15 protein-coding genes are annotated in these 15,300 nt (G+C 55.9%); 9 read left to right on the forward strand and 6 right to left on the reverse strand.

Features of this window, described 5'->3' with window-relative positions; genetic code table 11:
• The first annotated feature begins 272 nt into the window (after positions 1–272).
• Positions 273–1,898: a methyl-accepting chemotaxis protein gene (locus JL015_RS17255; protein ID WP_201019323.1), complete on the forward strand. Its 1,626-nt coding sequence runs from the start codon at positions 273–275 to the stop codon at positions 1,896–1,898.
• Positions 1,899–1,974: 76 nt separating this feature from the next.
• Here JL015_RS17255 and JL015_RS17260 read toward each other — a convergent pair whose 3' ends face one another.
• Both JL015_RS17260 and cysK read right to left on the reverse strand, forming a co-directional pair.
• Entirely contained in the window at positions 1,975–2,913 is a 939-nt protein-coding gene (locus tag JL015_RS17260) for an aspartyl/asparaginyl beta-hydroxylase domain-containing protein (protein WP_201019324.1), read from the reverse strand.
• A 117-nt stretch (positions 2,914–3,030) separates the two neighbouring features.
• A complete protein-coding gene (gene cysK / locus JL015_RS17265) occupies positions 3,031–4,005 on the reverse strand; it encodes a cysteine synthase A (RefSeq protein ID WP_200999830.1) in 975 nt (324 codons plus the stop codon).
• 126 nt (positions 4,006–4,131) lie between these two features.
• Here cysK and JL015_RS17270 point away from each other — a divergent pair, with 126 nt between their 5' ends.
• From JL015_RS17270 to JL015_RS17290, 5 genes are all read left to right on the forward strand, one after another.
• The gene (locus tag JL015_RS17270) at positions 4,132–5,202 is read left to right on the forward strand and encodes a DUF748 domain-containing protein (RefSeq protein WP_201019325.1); all 1,071 of its coding nucleotides are present in this window, start codon (positions 4,132–4,134) and stop codon (positions 5,200–5,202) included.
• Between the two features lie 156 nt (positions 5,203–5,358).
• Entirely contained in the window at positions 5,359–6,204 is an 846-nt protein-coding gene (locus JL015_RS17275) for an AAA family ATPase (RefSeq protein WP_201019326.1), read from the forward strand.
• A gap of 39 nt (positions 6,205–6,243) precedes the next feature.
• Complete coding sequence (locus JL015_RS17280; RefSeq protein WP_201019327.1) at positions 6,244–7,422, forward strand: vWA domain-containing protein; 1,179 nt, start codon at positions 6,244–6,246, stop codon at positions 7,420–7,422.
• Positions 7,423–7,611: 189 nt separating this feature from the next.
• A complete protein-coding gene (locus JL015_RS17285; protein WP_201019328.1) occupies positions 7,612–8,331 on the forward strand; it encodes a WbqC family protein in 720 nt (239 codons plus the stop codon).
• A 204-nt stretch (positions 8,332–8,535) separates the two neighbouring features.
• Positions 8,536–9,381: a hypothetical protein gene (locus JL015_RS17290; protein WP_201019329.1), complete on the forward strand. Its 846-nt coding sequence runs from the start codon at positions 8,536–8,538 to the stop codon at positions 9,379–9,381.
• 48 nt (positions 9,382–9,429) lie between these two features.
• Here the strand turns inward: JL015_RS17290 and JL015_RS17295 are convergent, their stop codons facing one another.
• The 4 genes from JL015_RS17295 to JL015_RS17310 form a co-directional block, all read right to left on the reverse strand.
• On the reverse strand, positions 9,430–10,017 hold the full coding sequence (locus tag JL015_RS17295) for a hypothetical protein (protein ID WP_201019330.1): 588 nt from the start codon (positions 10,015–10,017) through the stop codon (positions 9,430–9,432).
• A gap of 206 nt (positions 10,018–10,223) precedes the next feature.
• Positions 10,224–10,748: a DUF2937 family protein gene (locus JL015_RS17300; protein WP_201019331.1), complete on the reverse strand. Its 525-nt coding sequence runs from the start codon at positions 10,746–10,748 to the stop codon at positions 10,224–10,226.
• Positions 10,749–10,777: 29 nt separating this feature from the next.
• Positions 10,778–11,563, reverse strand: a complete 786-nt coding sequence (locus JL015_RS17305; RefSeq protein WP_201019332.1) for a class II glutamine amidotransferase — start codon at positions 11,561–11,563, stop codon at positions 10,778–10,780.
• 52 nt (positions 11,564–11,615) lie between these two features.
• Entirely contained in the window at positions 11,616–12,089 is a 474-nt protein-coding gene (locus JL015_RS17310) for an MFS transporter (RefSeq protein ID WP_201019333.1), read from the reverse strand.
• Between the two features lie 141 nt (positions 12,090–12,230).
• Here JL015_RS17310 and JL015_RS17315 point away from each other — a divergent pair, with 141 nt between their 5' ends.
• From JL015_RS17315 to JL015_RS17325, 3 genes are all read left to right on the forward strand, one after another.
• Positions 12,231–14,288, forward strand: coding sequence for a S9 family peptidase (locus JL015_RS17315; RefSeq protein WP_201019334.1), 2,058 nt, complete (start codon positions 12,231–12,233; stop codon positions 14,286–14,288).
• 77 nt (positions 14,289–14,365) lie between these two features.
• Positions 14,366–14,842 carry a cyclic nucleotide-binding domain-containing protein gene (locus JL015_RS17320; RefSeq protein ID WP_201019335.1) on the forward strand — a complete coding sequence of 159 codons (477 nt, stop codon included), beginning with the start codon at positions 14,366–14,368 and terminating at the stop codon, positions 14,840–14,842.
• A gap of 68 nt (positions 14,843–14,910) precedes the next feature.
• The gene (locus JL015_RS17325) at positions 14,911–15,282 is read left to right on the forward strand and encodes a YajD family HNH nuclease (RefSeq protein WP_200999840.1); all 372 of its coding nucleotides are present in this window, start codon (positions 14,911–14,913) and stop codon (positions 15,280–15,282) included.
• Positions 15,283–15,300: the final 18 nt, after the last annotated feature.

The raw sequence follows: 15,300 nt of genomic DNA on the forward strand, positions 1-15,300 counted from the left end.
CACTCAAAGCCTAGCCCAGTAACTCAAAAGCCTGACCCTGCCTTGCGTCAATGGCAAAAACCATGGCTGTGTTACACAAGACCATGTCGAGTGCAGCCCGGAACCCATAAAGGCTCTGGCACCACTTAACGGGGACATAGCCATAAATCCGCCATCATTTATAAACCTGCGATCCTCGCATCCCGATAACATGATGGCTCGAAGATATTACTCATACCTTCTCCCACTCAAAAAAAACAATCAGGGAGTTTTTACGACACAAGGAGCGGTCAATGTTTATCAGAAACATGCGTATTGGGATCAGAGCCTGTCTCGGCTTTGGATTAGTGGCTGTCTTACTCGCATTTGTAGGAATCTTCTGCCTGGGCAAAATGGCAGAACTGCGCTCAAGTGCAGAAATCATAGAACAGTCCTGGATGCCGGATATCGAGAACATGCACGATGCGGGCGCTGCTATCGCGTCCATTCGTATGGAGTCCCTTCGGCTGATCGCCATGCCGGCACCTGACAGCCAGTTACGCAGCAAGAAAGTCATCAACGACGCCAGAGGCGAACTGTTCACCCGCCTGCAAAGGCAAAAAGCCAAAACCACCGACAGCCAGGAAACCACGTTGCTGGGCGACCTTGAAAGCAGCGCGACACGCTACCTGACACTGGTGGACAAGATCATCGCGCAAATAGACAGTCAGCATTTCGATGACGCCAGGGCGATCCTTACCGACGAACTCACACCTCAGGGCCGCCTACTCGATGCCAGCCTGGAAGCCATGATCGGTTTCAGCCAAAAAGGCGCCGACAATGCTGCCAACGAGGCAGCCGAGCTGTATGACTCCACGAAAACCATCGTGTCCCTGATCATTTCCGTCGCCTTGCTGGGGACCGTGTTGCTGGCATGGCTGCTGACCCGCAGCATCGTCAAACCGATCAGCGAAGCATTGGCTGTTGCGCAGACCATCGCCCAAGGCAACCTGCGCGCCTCGATCCAGATTGAAGGCTCGGATGAGCCGGCACAGTTGCTGAAGGCATTGTCGGCCATGCAGACCAACCTGCGCTCGACCATCCAGAGCATCAGCGAGTCGTCATCACAACTGGCCTCGGCGGCCGAAGAGATGAGTTCGGTCATGGAGCAGAGCACACGCGGCCTGCAGGCACAGAATGATGAGATCGAACTGGCGGCCACTGCGGTCAACCAGATGAGCGCTGCGGTGGATGAAGTGGCCAGCAACGCCGTATCGACCTCACAAGCGTCCAAGGCCTCGGATGCCGACAGCCAGCATGGTCATCGTCAGGTTGCCGAAACCATCGAGTCCATCGAAGGGCTGGTCACCGAAGTGCTGGGCGCATCGGAACAGGCACAGGAGCTGGCGACACAAGCGCAGGACATCACCAAGGTACTGGAAGTCATCAGGGGCATCGCCGACCAGACCAACCTGCTGGCACTCAACGCCGCCATCGAAGCCGCACGAGCCGGTGAAGCCGGTCGGGGGTTTGCAGTAGTCGCCGATGAGGTGCGCTCGCTGGCCAAACGCACGCAGGACTCGACGCAGGAAATCGAGCAGATGATCAGCAGCATTCAGAACGGCACCCATCAGACAGTCGGTGCCATGCAGAACAGCGCACAACAGGCCGGACAAACCCTCAAGCGTGCCAGCAGCGCAGGTCAGGCCCTTGAGAAGATCACGGCGGCCATTTCTGAAATCAACCAGCGCAATCTGGTGATTGCCAGCGCTGCTGAACAGCAGTCGCTGGTAGCGCGGGAAGTGGATCGCAGCCTGGTGAGCATTCGTGACCTGTCTACACAAACCGCCGCAGGAGCGACCCAGACCTCGGCAGCCAGCCATGAACTGTCACGCCTGGCCATTGGCCTGAATGGCTTGGTAGCGCGCTTCGCGTTGTAACAGGCAACCCCGGTAGGAGCGAATTCATTCGCGACCCGTCTCGCGAATGAATTCTCCTACCGATAAGGCATTCGGCTTATCCGAACAGCCATTTCCATAGCAAGACTGCCACCACCACAGCCAGCACCGGGCGCATGACGCGGTAGGCCTTGGGGTTCTGGCGTTTGAACTGTTTGACCTTGCCGCTGAAGCTGTCGCTGAAACGCTTGCTGAAGGCATAAGCCCGGTTGATGCCGCCTACGCGCTCGTCATCCAGGTTCTGCGGCGCGGTGGCGCGGCCAAGGAAGGCGCTGACACTGCGGTTGATACGGGTCATGAAGCCATTGGTCAGCGGGCGCTCCACGTCACAGAACAGGATCACGCGCGTGGTCTGTGTTTCGTTCTTGACCCAGTGTACGTAGGTTTCATCGAACATCACGTCTTCACCGTCACGCCAGGAATACTCCTGGCCATCGACGAAAATCCGGCAGGCATCGGAGTTGGGCGTGGACAGGCCCAGGTGATAACGCAATGAGCCGGCAAACGGATCACGATGCGGATTGAGATGACTGTCGCCCGGCAGCAGCGCAAACATTGCGCCTTTGACATTCGGAATGCTGTTGACCAGGGCCACGGTTTTCGGACAAAGGGTTTCGGCAGACGGCAGCGCCTTGTCGTACCACTTCAAATAGAAACGCTTCCAGCCTTTCTTGAAGAACGAACCGAAACCGGCGTCGTTGTTCTTCTCGGCCGCCCGGATATAGCCCTCATCGAACAGATGCATGGCTTCATCGCGAATGGTCTCCCAGTTGTCCTTGAGGATATCGAGCTCAGGAAACTTGCTGCGGTCCAGATACGGCTTGGACGGCACGCGGGAAAACAGGTACATCAAGGTGTTATAAGGAGCAAAAAGCGCCGAATGGTTCACGAACTGACGCAACAGAGGCAATCGCGCCTTGCCACGTAAATGCACATACAGCGTGCTGCACAGAAACAGCATCAGGATCGATGCCTTGGCAGCAAATGAAAGGGTCATGAAACTCTCCTAGTAACGGACAGGTAGCTGAACTGCCGTCATGTCAGGGGGCGCTCAGTAGCCGGGCATCATAAACACTTGTCGACTCAGTACAAAGTCGACAAGGCAAAGATACGTTTACTGTTGCAATTCCTGCTCGGTGAACAGATCGCTGAACAGCATGCTCGACAGATAACGTTCGCCGGAGTCTGGCAGAATCACGACGATCGTCTTGCCCTGCATCTCGGGCTTTTCCGCCAGACGCACCGCAGCCGCCATCGCCGCACCGCAGGAAATGCCGCACAGAATGCCCTCTTCCTGCATCAGCCGCCGCGCCATGGCCTTGGCTTCCTCATCGCTGACCCGCTCGACCCGATCAATGAGCGACAGGTCCAGGTTGCCAGGAATGAAACCGGCGCCAATCCCCTGAATCTTGTGCGGGCTGGGCTTGATCTCTTCGCCAGCCAGCGCCTGGGTGATGATCGGCGATACATCCGGCTCGACCGCGACAGACTGGATAGGCTTGCCCTGAGTGTTCTTGATGTAACGGGAAATACCGGTGATCGTACCGCCCGTCCCCACGCCTGCCACCAGCACATCAATGGCGCCTTCGGTGTCTTCCCAGATTTCAGGACCGGTGGTCTTTTCATGGATTGCCGGGTTGGCCGGGTTATCGAACTGCGCCGGCATGAAGTATTTCTCGGGATCGCTGGCCAGAAGCTCTTCGGCCTTGGCGATAGCCCCTTTCATGCCCTTGGCCGGCTCGGTCAGCACCAGTTCTGCTCCAAGCGCCTTGAGCACCTTGCGGCGCTCGATGCTCATGGATGCCGGCATGGTCAGCGTCAGTTTGTAGCCACGGGCAGCGGCAACGAACGCCAGGCCGATCCCGGTATTGCCCGATGTGGGCTCAATGATGGTCATGCCGGGCTTGAGCTTACCGCTGCTTTCAGCGTCCCAGATCATGTTGGCGCCAATCCGACACTTCACCGAATAGCCCGGATTGCGCCCTTCGATCTTGGCCAGAATCGTTACACCCCGCGGCGCGATACGGTTGATCTGCACCAGGGGCGTATTACCGATTGAATGGGCGTTATCAGCATAAATACGGCTCATGATCGTGTCCTTGTACGCATGCGTTAAAAACTCAAAGCCTATGCTTACCGCCAGTGCGCGTCCAGTTACACCGAACGGATGCAAGCCTTGGGAGTCAACCATTCAACAAATCCAGAGGCTCAGGCCATGAAACCTCGCTACCGCTGGCTGCTATGGATACTGGCCACTGTTGTCGTATTGCTGGTCGTCATCAATGCCGCCCTGCCCTATATGGTGCGTAACTACCTCAATGAAAAACTTGCGGACATGGGCGATTACCGTGGCCAGATCGCCGATGTAGACATCGCCCTGTGGCGCGGAGCCTACAAGATCAACGGACTGGATATCGTCAAGGTGGATGGCAAAGTCCCGCTTCCGTTCGTCAAGGTGCCGGTCATCGACCTCGCAGTGAGCTGGCATGCCCTCTGGTATAACCATGCGGTGGTGGCCAGGATGGTGTTCATCGAACCGGAGCTGAACTTTGTCGACGGCGGCAATGACAAGCAGGCTTCGCAGACAGGTCAGGGCACGGACTGGCGCACGCAACTGAATAAACTGCTCCCCATCACACTCGATGAGGTCCGCATCGAGAGTGCCCGCATCACCTTCAACAACTTCACTTCCAGCCCCAAGGTCAAAATCGAGGCCGACAGGATCAATGCCAGCCTCTATAACCTGACCAACGTGGTCGATGTCGAGGGCAAGCGCGACGCACGTTTTGAAGGCAAGGGCCGGTTGCTGGGCAGTGCCGCCGTAGAAGCCACCGCCACCTTCGATCCGCTGAGCGACTTTCAGGATTTCGATTTTCGTCTGCGCGCTACAGGCATCCATCTGCGGCGGCTCAATGACTTTGCATCGGCCTACGGTAAGTTCGACTTCAACGCAGGCAATGGCGACCTTGTGATCGAGGCCCAGGCCACCAACGGCCAGCTCAGTGGCTATATCAAGCCGCTGCTGCGCAATGTCGATGTCTTCAACTGGCAACAGGATGTGGAGAACCAGAACAAGGGGTTCTTTCGTTCGATCTGGGAAGCGCTGGTGGGTGGCGGCACAACCGCTCTGAAAAACCAGCGACAGAATCAGTTCGCCACCCGTGTCGACCTCAGTGGCAGTGTGCGCCAGCAGGACATCAGTGGCTTCCAGGCCTTTATACAGGTGCTGCGCAATGCCTTTGTCCAGGCCTTCAACACACGCTACGAGAGCAATGAAGGCTCCTGAGCCCGCCCCGACCCTGTGAGCACAATCCTTCATTCAATGACTGAATGAGGCATCTGCGTTCACAGTCGGCGATCCTGCGCGCTATAGTCGTCACATTCCTTGCACCCATTGAGCCGCGCCAGCCAGAGGCTGCGCGTCACGTTAGAGGATTCACCGATGAAGTTCGAAGGTACCCACGCATACGTCGCCACCGACGACCTCAAGCTTGCAGTCAACGCTGCCATCACTCTGGAGCGACCGCTGCTGGTCAAGGGTGAACCCGGTACGGGCAAGACCATGCTGGCCGAACAACTGGCCGAGTCCTTCGGTGCCCGGCTGATTACCTGGCACATCAAATCCACCACCAAAGCCCATCAGGGCCTGTACGAATACGATGCGGTCAGCCGTCTGCGGGACTCGCAACTGGGTGTCGATAAAGTCCACGACGTACGCAATTACCTGAAGAAGGGCAAGCTCTGGGAAGCCTTCGAGTCCGAGGAGCGGGTGATCCTGCTGATCGACGAAATCGACAAGGCCGATATCGAATTCCCCAACGACCTGCTGCAAGAACTCGACAAGATGGAGTTCTACGTTTACGAGATCGACGAAACCATCAAGGCCAGAAAACGCCCGATCATCATCATTACCTCCAACAACGAGAAAGAACTGCCGGATGCGTTCCTGCGCCGCTGTTTCTTCCACTACATCGCCTTTCCGGATCGCACCACCCTGCAAAAGATCGTCGATGTGCATTACCCCGATATCAAGAAGGATCTGGTCAGCGAAGCGCTGGATGTATTTTTCGATGTTCGCAAAGTGCCGGGCCTGAAGAAAAAACCTTCGACCTCAGAGCTGGTGGACTGGCTGAAGCTGCTGATGGCCGACAATATCGGCGAGGCAGTGCTGCGTGAACGCGACCCGACCAAGGCAATCCCGCCGCTGGCTGGCGCACTGGTCAAGAACGAGCAGGACGTGCAGTTGCTGGAGCGCCTGGCATTCATGAGCCGTCGCGGTAATCGCTGACCGTCTTTATCCACCCTGCCACGAAAAAGGGCGACAGCCATGCTGCTCAACCTGTTCAACGAAATGCGTGCGGCAAAAGTGCCGGTGTCATTGCGTGAATTGCTGGACCTGATCAACGCGCTGAAACAACGGGTCGTCTTCGCCGATATCGATGAGTTCTACTTTCTGGCGCGTACCATCCTGGTCAAGGACGAACGCCATTTCGACAAGTTCGACCGGGCGTTCGGCGCCTATTTCAACGGACTGGAAAACCTCGACGATCACTTGCAGGCCCTGATCCCGGAGGACTGGCTGCGCAAGGAATTCGAGCGTTCACTGACTGAGGAAGAGCGCGCCCAGATCCAGTCTCTGGGCGGTCTGGACAAGCTGATCGAAGAGTTCAAGAAGCGCCTGGAAGAGCAAAAGGAACGCCACGCCGGGGGCAATAAATGGATCGGCACCGGCGGAACCAGCCCGTTCGGCTCGGGAGGCTATAACCCCGAAGGCATCCGCGTCGGTGAGGCCGGTGAGCGCAGAGGCAAGGCGGTCAAGGTCTGGGATCAGCGCGAGTACAAGAACCTCGACGATCAGGTGGAACTGGGCACACGCAACATCAAGGTCGCCTTGCGCCGCCTGCGCAAGTTCGCCCGTCAGGGCGCTGCCGATGAGCTGGATATCGACGGCACCATCGACCATACCGCTCGCGATGCAGGACTTTTGAATATCCAGATGCGCCCTGAACGGCGCAATACCATCAAGCTGCTGCTGTTATTCGATATCGGCGGCTCGATGGATGCCCATGTGAAAGTCTGCGAAGAACTGTTCTCGGCCTGTAAAACCGAGTTCAAGCACATGGAATATTTCTACTTTCATAATTTCATTTATGAATCGGTCTGGAAGAACAACCTGCGCCGTGGCTCGGAACGCACCTCAACCCAGGACCTGCTGCACAAGTACGGCGCCGACTACAAAGTGATCTTCATCGGCGATGCCGCCATGGCGCCCTATGAAATCACCCAGCCGGGTGGCAGTGTCGAACACTGGAACGAAGAGGCAGGCTATGTGTGGATGCAGCGCTTCATGGCCAAATTCAAGAAGATCGTCTGGATCAATCCCTATCCCAGAAATGCCTGGGACTACACATCTTCCACTCACATCATCCGTGATCTGATCGAAGACCAGATGTATCCCCTGACCTTGCGCGGCCTGGAAGAAAGCATGCGCTACCTGGCCAAATAAACCCTCTTTGCCTTTCGTCAAAGCCAGTCATCGACTGGCTTGTCGAAGGCGACCAATAACAGCGCCCTTTCAGCCTGCCAGACTAGCCTTGTCAATGCGGCACCCACCAGCAGTCATCACAACCACTCAGTTGTATTCCTGACTACTCCTTCGGCTAAAACGCCGTCGTCGAGACTTCGTGGGTTCCCCATGACCACTACACTGGGCATCATGCAGCCCTATTTCTTTCCCTACCTCGGTTACTTTCAACTTATCGCCTCGGTCGAACAGGGAATCCTCTTCGATATCGTCAAATACAAACGCAAGAGCTGGATGAATCGAAATCGAATGCTGGATGCCAAGGGTGGCTGGCAATACATAACCGTCCCCGTGAAAACCAGCGACGGCATGTTGATCAAGGACACAATGGTCATCGATCACGCCAGCACATTGAAACGCATCCGCGGTCAGCTTGAGCACTACCATGGCAAGGCCCCCTTCTTTCAACAGACCTTGCAACTGATCGACCTGACATTGAACCCCGCCCGCTCAAACAGCATTGGCGACCTGAATGCCTTATCCATGAAAGTCGTATGCGACTACCTCGGCATGGAGTTCAACTGGACACCCTGTTCAGAAATGCAACTGGAATTGCCCGCCATTGAACATCCCGGCCAATGGGCACTGGAAATCAGCAGCCTGCTGGGCGCCCGACGCTACATCAACGCTCCCGGCGGACGCGAAATATTCATCCCCCGTGAATGGCACGAGCGGGAAATAGAACTGCGATTCCTGCAGCCCTCGGTACTGAGATACTCAACCGGCCCCTACACCTTCGTAGAGAATCTCTCCATCCTGGATGTACTGATGTGGAACGAGCCAGGGGCTATCACGGAGTACATAAGGTACAACACGGAGTGTGTGGTTTAAGAGCAGGCCTCATGTTTATTTATCAACACCGTGTTGACAACGATTCTTACCAGTGATTACGTCATGACGATCAGTTGATAAACAACTGTCTGTCAGACGCTCTCAGTGCGTCTGCCTTAACTCTTTTTTGATATTTACAGCCTTATAGGCTGGGGACTTTAACGCCTCGACAATAGCGGCTGTGCGATATAAGGAATTTGTAAAATGGATATTTTCAAGAAACATGCCTTGATCATGGCACTGGTTTTTTCGGGGTTTAATATGAACCCGGCAAATGCCATGACAGATTCAAGCACGCCTGCAACCGCTCAAGTTATTGAGTTACCGGACAAACTCAATACGATCATTGATAGCCTCGCCAATGACGCTGACGTCAAGCATTACTCATTCACGGCAATTCGAGGACAAAGGGTACTGATCAACCAGATCGACCCGGAAAACTCGCCCTGGCTGCTCGAATACAAAGAAAGTGACACATGGAAAACCAAACATGGCGATGACGCTTATGCAACGCCAAATATGAATCCCGGGCAACAAGTCCAGCTAAGGGTGTCGAAAAAATCGCACCGTAACATTAAAAAAGATGAGCGCTACAAAATACTGTTCGGCTCGGCACCTCGCCTTGCCGACACAGAGGTGACCGGTGATGTCGAGCACTTCAATACACAATTTGGCAAACACAGGGCCTATCGAGTCTTGAACTGGCAAACGCGGGTTGTCGATTATAAGGGGCACCCACTTGAGGGAGTGCGGCTCACGCTTGAGCTAAATATAAATCAAGACCCAAATTCAAAACATAAATTATCTCAAGGCATCAGTAACAAGAGCGGCTTTTTCAGAACATCGCTCTCACTACCCGAATGTCAGGGGAGAGATAGAACCGAACCTTTCTGGCTATGGCAATACGGCTTCAGGACAAAATGGCAGTTGACCTATAACACAGGCTACTGGTTCGCTTACCCCGACAGCCATGAAGATGGCGGTGCAGGCAGTAAAACCGGGATCAAGACTCCGTTCGTACATATCTGCACCCAAAAAATAATCCGCTGAGAGTGATTGGCTTAACCGCTAACGGGTCTGTAGCCCGTTAGCCTTAAATCAGCTCTCTATTTCCTCTGGCACAAGATATCGCGCGTAAGGTGCATCCCACCCCTCCACCGTAAAATCCACCAGACTGAAAACCATCCGAACATATTGGCGAGCCATTTCCCTAAGGTCTTCGTCTTCATTCAATAGTTTTGTAAAAACACTGTCCACTTCTTCATGGGGCTTTCCAGATACAGAAGCCGGCTTGAATTCTCCCTTTTCATTTATCGAAAAGTTCAAGTCCTGTTCGTTAAAAGCTACCCCCGAAGCTTTTAGCTTTTCCTTGACTCCCTCAACAGCATCATTGATGTTCTTCGATAGCGACTCAGCCGCATAGACCCTGGCGTTAATTTTTGCTTGCTCATAGCTATCTCTAAGGGTCCAGCACTTGAAATAAGTACCCCCCGTATCAGAAACCCTGTTGCTGCTGACCATACTTGACTCATGGTAAATTGCAGCCGGTGGTGGACTATTGAATTCCTCCTGGCAAGCCGCCTCTGTTATTTCATCCAGCGTGCCGTCCTGCCTGGCTTTATCGTAGGCAATTTTCAATGCTTCCCTGTAGCTAAGGTGCTGCTCGACGGTCAAAGTAATATTCATGGGCATGGCCTCTTCTTACTGTTGTCATCCCTGTCTATGACGGCTGACAACAGAAAAATCCGACCTGACTTCAAAGCATGAAAAGTCTGAGCACGTTGAGTGAAATTAACTACAAGCCCGCATAAAAAACCGGCTGTTCAGCTTAACCTGGGGAACACACTCAACTGACTGGCATTACACAGTAGGAGCGACCGGGGTAATGCCGATCAACGCCACTCCCTGTTCAACTTTGGCTTGCGCCGACCACCCGTCACCACCCAGCCCAACAGCAGGAAGAAACTTTCGATCAGCAGCGCCAGTAACAATGCCGAGATGATGCCCCAGGCAATGACTTCAGGCGCCAGCAGCACTTGCCAGGTGTAGCCATTGAAGGTTTCGCGGCGGATATCGGCATCGGCGGAGGTTGCTACATACAAGGCTCTGGAATACCACGCGCCCTGCAAGCCTAGCCATTGGCGCTCAAGCACGTGGGTGCGGGTCAACAATGTGCTGATAGTGTCGGCATCGCTGCGAAACACCGGGTCTTCGCTGTTGCGATAATGCTGGATCAACGCCTGAATATCGCCCTTGAAGAACTGCTGCGCGGTCGCGTTGTAACCCTTGATGGCTTGTTGAGCCTCGATCAGATGCGCTTCGACTCGCTTGCTGTAGTCACTGATGAAACCCGGAACCTGAACCCCTACCAGCAGGCCAGTCGTGAACAAGACCAATCGCAGATAACTTCGCAGCATTTAGATCCCTCTTGTTGGTTGGGCAAGCTTCATACCGGAGTATCGGTTGAACCCTGGGTCACGCATTCGCCTTTGCGCCACAAGCTCCACTGGCCCGGCTCATAGCGATTCCAGATTTCGTTCTCGGTCAACGGCTCGGTGGCAATTACAGTGACCACGTCATGGGGCGTGGTTTCTGCCTGAAAGTCGACGATCATGTCGACATCCTTCAAGCGGGCCGGACCAAAGGGCGCACGACGGGTAATCTGTACCAGTTTGGTACTGCAGAAACAAAACAACCAGTCGCCATCACTGAGCAGGCAGTTGAAAACGCCTTTGCCACGGTATTCGGAACACGCCTGAATCAGGGACGGCAGTATCTGTTCGATTTCCACCGGCTCCGGGAAAGCTTCGCGAACCCGGTTGAGCAGATCGCAGAACGCCGCCTCGCTGTCGGTATCGCCCACAGGACGATAAAAGGTAGCACGCGGGCTGAAATCGGCCAGTTGGCCGTTATGGGCAAAGCACCAGTTGCGTCCCCAAAGCTCGCGCACGAAGGGATGGGTGTTGGAGAGGCAGACCTTGCCGACATTGGCCTGACGGATATGGCCAATGACCACTTCGCTCTTGATGGGGTAACGCTGTACCAACTGGGCGACTTCAGATTCGCTGCTGGCCGCCGGGTCCTGAAACAGGCGCAGGCCGCGTCCTTCATAGAAAGCGATCCCCCAGCCATCGCGATGCGGACCGGTGCGCCCGCCCCTCTGCATCAGCCCGGTAAAGCTGAAAACGATATCGGTCGGGACATTGGCGCTCATGCCCAGTAGTTCACACATGCTCAGGTTCTCGCTTCAATACGTGCTGCACGCTTGCCAACGAAGCGGGTTCTTACAAACGAGGTTCGACTCGCCCACGACTCACGGTGCTGGCTGGCGCTGCTGGCCGACGACCGTAGCGGTCGTCACTGGCAAAGGGCTCGTCATCGGCCTCTTCAGGCTCAGCCACCGGTTGTCTTGACTCACGGGCCTTGCGGTTTTTCTCGACAGGCCAGCGCACCAGTACGAAGACCAGATAGGCAACGAAGGCAAACATGCCATAGGTGGACAGATCGATGAGCGCGCTCCAGACGTTGCTGCCGACCTTGAACAGCAGGTCCAGCGCAGTAACGGCCACGGCAGGCGCGAATAATTCCTTGGCAGGATCGACGATGGTCGGCGTGAACAGCAGCACTGCGCCAATCACCCGCAGCGGCTCTTTCAGGTAGCGCCACATCCAGCGGGTCATCAGAAACCACACCAGCAGGCAGCCCAATGCTGCGAATGCATAGAGGCCCCAGGCGATCAGATAGTCGTTCTCGGTCATGACGTCCGTGGTAAGGCAAGTAAATAGGCGCTTATGATAACGACTTTTCACTGGCCCGGCTCGCCCGGCTTCAGTAATAGGTGCGCCATACTTGCAGCCACCGATACTTCAATGACCCGATGCCTTTAAAGAGAGCCCCGCATGTCCTTCTCGAATGCCACCTCCAGCGCCCCGATCGCTCGCAAGGCCGACGGCTCCGATCCCTATGCATGGCTACAGAATCGCGACAGCGATGAGGTGCTCGATTACCTCAAGGCGGAAAACGACTATCAGGAACAGCAACTGGCCGATCAGGCACAGTTGCGAGAAACCCTGTTCCAGGAAATCAAGGCCCGTATTCTTGAGACCGACCTGTCGCTGCCCTCCCCTTGGGGCCCCTACCTGTATTACACCCGCACCACCGAGGGCGATGAATATGCCCGGCACTATCGCTGCCCACGCCCGGCAGACGACTCGAACACGGTGGATGAAAGCCATGAAGAGCTGTTGCTGGACCCCAACGTGCTGGCCAATGGCGGCTTTTTCTCCCTGGGCGCTTTCAGCATCAGCCCTGACCATCAGCGTCTGGCCTACAGCCTGGATACCACCGGCGAAGAGGTTTATCAGCTTTACGTCAAGGAACTGGGCACAGGCGAAGTCAGCAGCCTGCCGTTCGAGGATTGCGACGGCAGCATGACCTGGGCCAACGACAGCCAGACACTGTTCTTCGGTGAACTGGACGACACCCATCGTCCGCACAAACTCTATCGCCATCGCCTGGGCAACGACTCGGCCGACCTGGTGTTCAACGAACCGGACGGCCGCTTCTTCCTGCACTGTTTTCGCAGCAGTTCCGAGCGCCAACTGATTTTACTGCTCAACAGCAAGACCACCAGCGAAGCCTGGGTGCTTGATGCCGAGCATCCCGAACAGGCCTTTGTGTGCATGGCCGAGCGGGTCGAAGGCCATGAATACTTTCCGGATCATGGCCAGCTCGATGGCGTCTGGAGCTGGTTTATCCGCAGTAATCAGAGCGGTATCAACTTCGCGCTGTATCAGGCCGCAGAAAAAGCCACGGGAGTGCCTACTCGCAATGAGTGGCAAACCCTGGTCCCGCATAACGATTCAGTGATGCTTGAAGGTGTGAGCCTCAATGCCAAAAGCCTCACGTTGAGCCTGCGCGAAGGTGGTTTGCCGATCATTGAAGTTCGCCCACAGGGCCTGCCGGTCTATCGCGTGCAATTGCCTGATGCGGCCTACAGCCTGTATGTGCAGGACTCACTGGAATTCGACAGCAACAGCATTCGCTTGCGTTACCAGTCCCTCAATCGCCCCCCGCAGGTTCGCCAATTGACGCTGGCCACCGGCGAACAGCTGGTGCTCAAGGAAACGCCGGTGCTCGGTGAGTTCGATGCCGATGCCTACGTCAGCCAGCGTCTCTGGGCAACCGCCAGCGATGGCACGCAAGTACCCATCAGCCTGGTGGTCAAACGCGAGTTGCTGGGCCAGGCGACGCCACTTTACCTGTATGGCTACGGCGCCTATGGCGAAAGCCTGGACCCATGGTTCTCACACGCTCGTCTGAGTCTGCTGGACCGTGGCGTGGCGTTTGCCATTGCCCATGTCCGCGGTGGCGGCGAACTGGGTGAAGCCTGGTATCGCAATGGAAAACAGGAGCACAAGCAGAACACCTTCGGCGATTTCATTGCCTGCGCCGAACACCTGATCGATCAGGGCCTGACCCGTGCCGATCAATTGGTCATCAGTGGCGGCAGCGCCGGGGGCCTGCTGATAGGCGCCGTGCTCAACCAGCGCCCCGAGCTGTTCAAGGCAGCTATTGCCGAAGTGCCGTTCGTGGACGTGCTCAACACCATGCTCGACCCTGAGCTGCCGCTGACTGTTACCGAGTACGACGAATGGGGTAACCCGCAGGAGCCAGATGTTCATGCGCGCATCAAGGCTTATGCGCCTTACGAGAACGTCACGGCTCAAACCTACCCCGCCACACTGGTAATTGCGGGTTACAACGACAGCCGCGTGCAGTATTGGGAAGCCGCCAAATGGGTCGCAAAGCTGCGTGATACCAAGACTGACGACAACCTGCTGCTGCTCAAGACCGAGCTGGGCGCAGGCCATGGCGGTATGAGCGGCCGATATCAGGGACTGCGCGATGTAGCACTGGAATATGGCTTTATCTTCAAGGTTTTGCAGCTGGACTGAACTTGGCTGTAAAAGTCTGTCTTAGTAGCATCGGGGAGCACGGACCTGCTCCCCTCTTACTTGCACAAGATCGAACCATGTCAGAACAACTGTCACACCTGAACAATGCCATACGCGACATGCTGCTGGACTGCGGCCTGTTCGACACCCTGCTGCCCGCCGATTACCTGACCGTCGCGGGTTATTTCAGCATCAGTGATATCCCGCAAGGCCAGAGCATTTTCAACGAAGGCGATGCCGGCACTTTCATGTGCATCATTGATCGCGGCACGGTTTCGGTACAGAAACTCAACCCCGAAGGCCAACAGGTGGAAATCGCCACGCTGCGTCGGGGCCGGGCCTTTGGTGAAATGGCAGTACTCGATGGCGAACGCCGTTCGGCCAGTTGCATCGCTGCATCGGATTGCCAGTTGCTGAACCTGGGCCGGGACTCGCTGGACAAGATGCTCGACGAAGCGCCGAAAATCGCGGCGAAGATCATCCGCGCCCTGGCCATTTCCCTGTCCAAACGCCTGCGTATGGTCGACGGCCAACTGCTTTCCCAACAGGTGTGAGTTTCGTCATCTGGCGCTAAACTTGTGCGCATTCCCGCTATCAATGCGCACACGACACAGGTGACACCATGAGCACGGCCAACCCTCCTTCCAACACGTCCAAGCTGGACCGTATCCTGGCCGACGCCCAGCGCGACCGTGAAATGGGTTATCGCGACAAGGCCTTGCGCATGTACCCTCATGTCTGCGGCCGTTGCGCACGCGAGTTCGCGGGCAAGCGTCTGAGCGAACTGACCGTTCACCATCGCGACCACAACCACGACAACAATCCTCAGGACGGCTCCAACTGGGAATTGCTGTGCCTGTACTGCCATGACAACGAGCACTCGCGCTACACCGACCAGCAGTATTTTTCCGACAGTTCCCTCAGCACCCCGAAAACCGCCAAGGCGACCCATAACCCGTTCGCGGCGCTGGCCGGGCTGATGAAAAAGGAATAACGCCCGATTCGCGGGGCG

This window comes from Pseudomonas cichorii, from assembly GCF_015471405.1.
GTDB classification, from domain to species: domain Bacteria; phylum Pseudomonadota; class Gammaproteobacteria; order Pseudomonadales; family Pseudomonadaceae; genus Aquipseudomonas; species Aquipseudomonas serbiensis.

Bases quoted from the DNA above. Each gene is read 5' to 3' on its own strand.
- JL015_RS17255 (WP_201019323.1), top strand. From the start codon at position 273: ATGTTTATCAGAAACATGCGTATTGGGATCAGAGCCTGTCTCGGCTTT.
- JL015_RS17260 (WP_201019324.1), bottom strand. From the start codon at position 2,913: ATGACCCTTTCATTTGCTGCCAAGGCATCGATCCTGATGCTGTTTCTG.
- cysK (WP_200999830.1), bottom strand. From the start codon at position 4,005: ATGAGCCGTATTTATGCTGATAACGCCCATTCAATCGGTAATACGCCC.
- JL015_RS17270 (WP_201019325.1), top strand. From the start codon at position 4,132: ATGAAACCTCGCTACCGCTGGCTGCTATGGATACTGGCCACTGTTGTC.
- JL015_RS17275 (WP_201019326.1), top strand. From the start codon at position 5,359: ATGAAGTTCGAAGGTACCCACGCATACGTCGCCACCGACGACCTCAAG.
- JL015_RS17280 (WP_201019327.1), top strand. From the start codon at position 6,244: ATGCTGCTCAACCTGTTCAACGAAATGCGTGCGGCAAAAGTGCCGGTG.
- JL015_RS17285 (WP_201019328.1), top strand. From the start codon at position 7,612: ATGACCACTACACTGGGCATCATGCAGCCCTATTTCTTTCCCTACCTC.
- JL015_RS17290 (WP_201019329.1), top strand. From the start codon at position 8,536: ATGGATATTTTCAAGAAACATGCCTTGATCATGGCACTGGTTTTTTCG.
- JL015_RS17295 (WP_201019330.1), bottom strand. From the start codon at position 10,017: ATGAATATTACTTTGACCGTCGAGCAGCACCTTAGCTACAGGGAAGCA.
- JL015_RS17300 (WP_201019331.1), bottom strand. From the start codon at position 10,748: ATGCTGCGAAGTTATCTGCGATTGGTCTTGTTCACGACTGGCCTGCTG.
- JL015_RS17305 (WP_201019332.1), bottom strand. From the start codon at position 11,563: ATGTGTGAACTACTGGGCATGAGCGCCAATGTCCCGACCGATATCGTT.
- JL015_RS17310 (WP_201019333.1), bottom strand. From the start codon at position 12,089: ATGACCGAGAACGACTATCTGATCGCCTGGGGCCTCTATGCATTCGCA.
- JL015_RS17315 (WP_201019334.1), top strand. From the start codon at position 12,231: ATGTCCTTCTCGAATGCCACCTCCAGCGCCCCGATCGCTCGCAAGGCC.
- JL015_RS17320 (WP_201019335.1), top strand. From the start codon at position 14,366: ATGTCAGAACAACTGTCACACCTGAACAATGCCATACGCGACATGCTG.
- JL015_RS17325 (WP_200999840.1), top strand. From the start codon at position 14,911: ATGAGCACGGCCAACCCTCCTTCCAACACGTCCAAGCTGGACCGTATC.